This is a genomic window from Shewanella sp., assembly GCF_013214165.1.
In the GTDB taxonomy this organism is placed as follows: Bacteria; Pseudomonadota; Gammaproteobacteria; order Enterobacterales; family Shewanellaceae; genus Shewanella.
Genome location: NZ_JABSSM010000056.1, coordinates 21,362 through 28,462 on the forward strand (window position 1 = coordinate 21,362; position 7,101 = coordinate 28,462).

At 49.1% G+C, this 7,101-nt stretch carries 4 protein-coding genes; all 4 read left to right on the top strand.

From position 1 onward, the window contains the following. Nucleotides 1–73 precede the first annotated feature (73 nt). The 4 genes from HRU42_RS15080 to gcvP all read left to right on the top strand — a co-directional run bounded on the left by HRU42_RS15080 (nt 74) and on the right by gcvP (nt 6,769). On the top strand, nt 74–1,300 hold the full coding sequence (locus HRU42_RS15080) for an FAD-dependent oxidoreductase (protein ID WP_295032141.1): 1,227 nt from the start codon (nt 74–76) through the stop codon (nt 1,298–1,300). Between the two features lie 453 nt (nt 1,301–1,753). Continuing rightward, complete coding sequence (gcvT, locus tag HRU42_RS15085) at nt 1,754–2,848, top strand: glycine cleavage system aminomethyltransferase GcvT (protein WP_295032142.1); 1,095 nt, start codon at nt 1,754–1,756, stop codon at nt 2,846–2,848. A 355-nt stretch (nt 2,849–3,203) separates the two neighbouring features. After that, nucleotides 3,204–3,593: a glycine cleavage system protein GcvH gene (gcvH, locus tag HRU42_RS15090; RefSeq protein ID WP_295032143.1), complete on the top strand. Its 390-nt coding sequence runs from the start codon at nt 3,204–3,206 to the stop codon at nt 3,591–3,593. A gap of 287 nt (nt 3,594–3,880) precedes the next feature. After that, the gene (gcvP, locus tag HRU42_RS15095) at nt 3,881–6,769 is read left to right on the top strand and encodes an aminomethyl-transferring glycine dehydrogenase (protein WP_295032144.1); all 2,889 of its coding nucleotides are present in this window, start codon (nt 3,881–3,883) and stop codon (nt 6,767–6,769) included. Nucleotides 6,770–7,101 lie beyond the last annotated feature (332 nt).

The window sequence follows — 7,101 nt, forward strand, 5'->3', positions numbered from 1 at the left end:
CGCTGTGATCGTCAAGCTGGCTCAAACTAATTTACCTATAACAATGCTCTAGACCTTAAGTGAAGGAAGTGAGATGCACACAAACTCAAGTGCAATGCAAACCTATGATGTCGCGATTATCGGCGGCGGTATGGTGGGATTAGCTACCGCTATCGGACTGGCGATGGATGAACTGCGCGTGGTGGTTATCGACGCGGGGGAGGCTCAGGCCGTATCCGGCGAAGCCAAACTCAGGGTAAGCGCTATCAACAAGGCTAGTCAGCGCTTACTTCAAAACTTAGGCGCCTGGAGTTATCTGGACGATGCGCGCGTCAGCCCCTACCAGAAGATGGAAGTCTGGGACAAGGACAGCCTGGGCAAGATAGGCTTCGACGCACACTCTCTCAGTGAGGAGTATCTCGGCAGCATCATCGAAAATGACAACATACGGTTCGCACTGTCTAAACGGGCAGCTGAGTTCGATGAGATAACTTATCTTGAGAACCATAGACTGGATAAAATAGCTTTCGGTGAACGTGAAGCCTGGTTGACCTTAGACAATGGCGACAACATCAGTGCCGCCCTGGTTATCGGCGCCGATGGCGCCAATTCTTGGGTGCGTGAGCAGTGTAAAATCCCCATGACTTTCTGGGATTATGGCCATCATGCCGTGGTGGCCAGCATTCGCACCGAAATTCCACACCAAGATACCGCCCGTCAGGTGTTCCTCAAAGACGGTCCCTTGGCCTTCTTGCCCCTGTATGAAAATAATTTATGTTCCATCGTCTGGTCGGTACCGCCGGCCAAGGCGCAGCAATTGCTGGCGGCGAGCAAGCTGGAGTTTGAACGCACCCTCACCGCAGAGTTTGATGGCCGCATGGGCATGTGTCAGCTCGAGTGTGAGCCACAGGCTTTCCCCTTGCGTATGCGTTACGCCCGTCATTTTGCCCGCCATCGCATGTTACTGGCCGGCGACGCGGCGCACACCATACACCCGTTAGCGGGGCAGGGGGTCAACCTTGGCTTCTTAGACGCGGCGGCGATTATCGAGACCATCACCGAGCTAAAGTTAGACGGTAAAGACATAGGAATGTACGCTAATTTACGCGCGCTTGAGCGCTGGCGTAAGGCCGATGCGCTGGAGATGATAGCCGCGATGGAAGGTTTCAAGCGTTTATTCGAAGGCACTAATCCGGTAAAGAAAGCATTACGGGATTTCGGCTTAAATTTAGTCGATAACCTTTCTCCAGTGAAAACACTGTTTATACAGCAGGCCATGGGTAACAAACATAACCTGCCAAAGCTATGTAAACTAGACTAGAGACTCGATCCTCGAGCCCGCTCGATGGTTAAGTCTTATTTATCAGTGCGTTACGTGTTATGGCTATGTAAGCAATATTCATGTGTTAAAAAACGAGATGTTAAACATGAGAAAAACTAATGACAAAAGGATTCGGATTAGAAAATTCTCTTGTATACAAAACTGTGTTGCGAGGTATAATTTCGCCGCATTTTAGTACCGATAGAGATTTTGTTTCTTAAAGGAAACTCATCGCTGCAATTTTATCTAACGCAATAGATGCATGTATTACGACCGACTATTTAGACTGTAAATAGTGACTGGAGTAATATGTTTGCAGACACACTTTGGCTGTATGTACCCTACGCTAGGTGTTTCAGTTCTGTATTTCTTCTTATACAGAAGCTAAGCCGAACAGATAGCTGTGTAGTTACGCCAGGTTAGACCCGAAAAGGGCATAATAACGAGATAATAATGGCTAATAAAACTGTACTCTTTAACAAGCACTTAGAATCAGACGCTAAGATGGTAGATTTCCACGGTTGGGATATGCCACTGAACTATGGTTCTCAAATCGAAGAACATCATGCGGTTCGTCAAGACGCTGGCATGTTCGATGTGTCTCACATGACAGTAGTCGATGTGACAGGCACAGACGCCTGTGTTTTCCTGCGTAAATTATTAGCGAACGATGTCGCTAAGCTTAAAGTACCTGGCAAGGCGCTTTACGGCGGCATGCTAGATCATAACGCCGGCGTGATCGACGACCTCATCACCTATTATCTTACCGATACTCATTATCGCATCGTGGTTAACTCTGCGACTCGTGAAAAAGATCTGGCTTGGATTGCACTAGAAGTCAAAGGCTTCGACGTGGTGATCAGTGAGCGTCCGGAACTGGCGATGATCGCCGTTCAAGGACCTAACGCTAAGGCCAAAGCCGCTAGCGTTTTCAATGCCGATCAAAATGCAGCGGTCGAAGGCATGAAGCCTTTCTTCGGTGTGCAAGCTGACTCATTGTTTATCGCTACTACCGGTTACACGGGTGAAACTGGCTACGAAATCATAGTGCCAGAAGCCGAAGCCGAAGCGTTATGGCAGGCTCTACTCGAAGCTGGCGTTAAGCCATGTGGCTTAGGCGCACGTGACACCTTACGCCTCGAAGCCGGCATGAACCTCTACGGCCTGGATATGGACGAAACGGTTAATCCGTTAGCGGCTAACATGGGCTGGACCATAGCTTGGGAGCCAGAAGATCGTAATTTCAACGGTCGTGAAGCTCTGGCAGCAATCAAGGCTGCCGGTACCGAGAAGATGGTTGGCCTTATTATGGAAGCCAAAGGTGTTATCCGTCCGGGCATGTCTATCTTCTTCACCGATAGCGACGGCAATGAACAGCAAGGCACTATTACCAGTGGTACATTTTCGCCAACATTAGGCTATTCTATTGCCATGGCGCGCGTGCCAAGAAGTATTGGTGACACTGCTGAAGTCGAAATGCGTAAGAAGCGCGTCGCTGTTAAAGTGATTAAACCTTCGTTTGTACGCAATGGTAAACAAGCTTTCTAGTTTTTCTGGGTTAATACTGGTTATTTCGTCCCTGATTTTAGTAAAGGGTTTTGTCGCCTGTGCTCATTGATACTTATAGTTTTTTATCTATAAGTATCGCGCTGGCTCCTAAAATTAGAACGAAATTCCTGCGTATAAACCTCAGAAAACACGGTGAATAAAGTTAGATGTTCACCTTATAACGCTTTATAGGGTAAATAGTGGTTATCAATAACTATTTACTGAGCGCAGGCTTTGAGAATTAGTTTAAAACCGCTGCGTAATAACGTAATAACGTAATAACGTAATAACGTAAAAACCGATAAATTAGCTTATTAATACAAAATTAGAACAATATAAATAAGGATCAAGAACAATGAGCAATATTCCGACTGAATTGAGGTACGCATCTTCACACGAGTGGATCCGTAAAGAAGAAGACGGTAGCTATACCGTAGGTATCAGTGAACACGCCCAGGAGCTTTTGGGTGATATGGTATTCGTTGAGCTTCCAGACGTAGGCGATACTGTAACTGCTGGTGAAGATTGTGCCGTTGCTGAATCAGTTAAGGCTGCTTCTGACATCTACGCACCAATCTCAGGTGAAGTACTGGCAGTTAACGAAGCGCTTGAAGATTCTCCTGAGCTAGTCAACAGCGATGCATTTGGCGACGGTTGGTTCTTCCGCGTGATGCCTTCTGATACCGCTGAAATAGAAAACTTGCTTGATGCCGAAGGCTATCAAGCGATTGTCGAAGAAGACTAATCTTTGACTGAACAAAGCCTCATTTCTTAAACAATGAGGCTTTGTTCGTTATATTGGTTTTCACCTATTAGCGAGACTAATTTATAGCTAAGTGACTTTACACTCGAGGCTAGGGACTAACAGCTTACAACTAAAGCCTAAAGCCTAAAGCTTAACAAGAGCAATCGTCAGAAGTTATTTAGCTATATATACATGTAGCAAACACCAATTTATTCTTAAACAATACAATTAGACCGGTACCTTAGCCCCCTACAGGCGGATACTGGCAAATATGGAATTAGGTTATCATGACCACTGAAACGCTTACTAAACTTGAGCAGCACGATCTCTTCCTCAGCCGTCATATCGGCCCGGATAGCGTACAGCAGCAAGAGATGCTGAATTTTGTCGGTGCAGAATCTTTAGAAGATCTCACCGCGCAGATAGTGCCTGAGTCGATTCGTCTTAATCGTGACTTAGCCGTTGGCGATCACGTCAGCGAAGCCGAAGGCATGGCTTATATCCGCGCTATCGCCGATAAGAACAAGGTCTATAAGAGCTACATAGGCATGGGTTACTACGGTACTGAAGTCCCTACTGTTATCCAGCGTAACGTGCTCGAAAATCCAGGTTGGTACACGGCCTACACGCCATACCAGCCAGAGATCGCTCAGGGTCGCCTAGAAGCTATCCTTAACTTCCAGCAGCTGTCTATGGACCTAACCGGCCTTGACCTTGCGTCTTCATCATTACTCGATGAAGCGACAGCAGCGGCCGAAGCCATGGCACTGGCCAAGCGTGTATCGAAAGCCAAGAAGGCCAACATCTTCTTCGTTGCCGATGACGTGTTCCCCCAGACGCTGGATGTGATCAAGACCCGCGCCGAGTGTTTCGGTTTCGATATTATCGTAGGCCCGGCAGGCGATGCCGCCAACCACGAGATCTTCGGAGCCCTGTTCCAGTACACCAACCGCTATGGTCAAATCACAGATTTCACCGAGCTATTCACCAAGCTACATGAGAAGAAGGCCGTGATTGCCGTTGCCGCCGACATCATGTCTCTGGTCATGCTTAAGTCACCGGGCTCTATGGGCGCCGACGTGGTATTGGGTAACTCACAGCGCTTTGGTGTCCCTATGGGATTCGGTGGTCCACACGCCGCCTTCTTCGTCACCCGTGACGCATATAAGCGTTCACTGCCAGGCCGTATTATCGGTGTATCACAAGATACTCGCGGTAACCGCGCCCTACGCATGGCGATGCAGACTCGTGAGCAACATATCCGCCGCGAAAAAGCTAACTCAAACATCTGTACCGCTCAGGTATTACTCGCGAACATGGCGTCTTTTTACGCCGTATTCCACGGCCCACAAGGCCTTAAGACGATTGCCGAGCGTATTCATCGTCTGACCGACATTCTCGCGGCTGGCCTAACTGCCAAGGGCGTGACTCTGGTCAACAATACCTGGTTCGATACATTATCGATTAAAGGCTTAGACGCTGCATCTATCAAGACTCGCTCTGAAACCCAGGGCGTTAACCTGCGTATCGACTCAGACGGCCTCTTAGGCGTCAGCTTAGCCGAGACCACCACTCGTGAAGACGTGGCCCAGCTGTTCGACATCTTACTTGGCGAAGGTCATGGTCTGGATGTTGCCGTGCTCGATAGTGACATCCTTGCTAATGGCAGCACATCGGTGCCGGCAGCGCTTATCCGAACTGATGCGATTCTGACTCACCCAACATTCAATCGCTACCACAGCGAAACCGAGATGATGCGTTACATCAAGCGTCTGGAGAACAAGGATCTAGCCCTTAACCACTCAATGATCTCATTGGGCTCGTGTACCATGAAGCTTAACGCAGCCACCGAGATGATGCCTATCACTTGGCCTGAGTTCGGTAACATGCACCCATTCTGCCCACAAGATCAGGCGCAAGGTTACGCACAACTTGTGAGCGAGCTTTCTGACTGGTTAGTGGACATCACAGGCTACGACGCCGTCTCTATGCAACCTAACTCAGGTGCACAGGGCGAGTACGCCGGTCTGCTTGCGATTAAGCAGTACCACGAGTCTCGCGGCGACGCACACAGAAACATCTGTCTAATTCCTCAATCTGCCCACGGGACTAACCCAGCTTCCGCTCAGCTTGCTGGCATGAAAATCGTGGTTACCGCCTGTGATAAAGACGGCAACATAGACATGGAAGACCTCAAGACGAAAGCGGCAGAAGTTGCCGATAACCTGTCTTGTATCATGGTCACCTACCCATCGACTCACGGCGTGTACGAAGAGACGATTGGTGAGATCTGTGAAGTGATTCATCAACACGGCGGTCAGGTTTACCTCGATGGTGCCAACATGAACGCTCAGGTAGGTCTAACATCGCCGGGTTCTATCGGTGCCGACGTATCTCACCTTAACCTGCACAAGACCTTCGCTATTCCACACGGCGGCGGCGGACCTGGTATGGGGCCAATCGGTGTTAAGAAACACCTGGCGCCATTCCTGTCTGGCCACGCTGTGGTTAAGCACGGTCTTGAGTCTGACAACAACGGCGCAGTATCTGCGGCGCCATATGGTAGCGCGGGAATTCTGCCTATCACTTGGATGTACATCAAGTTACTCGGCAAGCAAGGCCTGAGAAAGTCGACTCAGATGGCACTGCTTAACGCTAACTACGTGATGAAGAAACTGTCTGAGCATTATCCTGTGCTTTACACCGGTCGTAACGACCGCGTGGCTCACGAGTGCATCATAGATTTGCGTCCGCTTAAAGAAGCGTCTGGCGTCACCGAGATGGATATCGCCAAGCGTCTTAACGATTATGGTTTCCACGCGCCAACCATGAGCTTCCCAGTTGCGGGAACCTTAATGATTGAGCCAACAGAATCTGAGTCTAAGGTTGAGCTGGATAGATTCATCGAAGCGATGATCTCTATTCGCGGCGAAGTGGCACGTGTCGAGTCTGGCGAGTGGCCAGCAGACAACAACCCGCTACATAATGCACCGCATACACTGGCCGACATCATGGACCCTGAGTTTGACTCACGTCCATACAGCCGTGAAGTGGCCGTGTTCCCGACGGCAGCAGTTAAGCTAAACAAGTTCTGGCCAACGGTTAACCGTATCGATGATGTTTATGGCGACCGCAATCTTTTCTGTGCATGCATTCCCATCGCTGACTACGAATAAATGACTACTTGGCCTAGATAATACGGCTTCAGCCTCCGGTTTTCGCTGCTCATTGACACCAGTCAACTCCGCGGCGAAAACCATCGGCTTCCTTGTCTTATCGTCGGCAGTTACGTCATTTGGCTGCTTAGCATCGCCAGCGACGCAATTATGATGAAACGCACCCTTAGAGGTGCGTTTTTTGTACATGGAGGTATTTATCCCCGATCGCCATGGATGGTGAATGAGGGGATTTGTACATGGAGGTATTTATCCGTGATCGCAGGGAAAGCGATGGAGTGGGATTTTTTTTGCGAGATAATGCGGCGAAAACCATCGGCTGCCATTCTTTT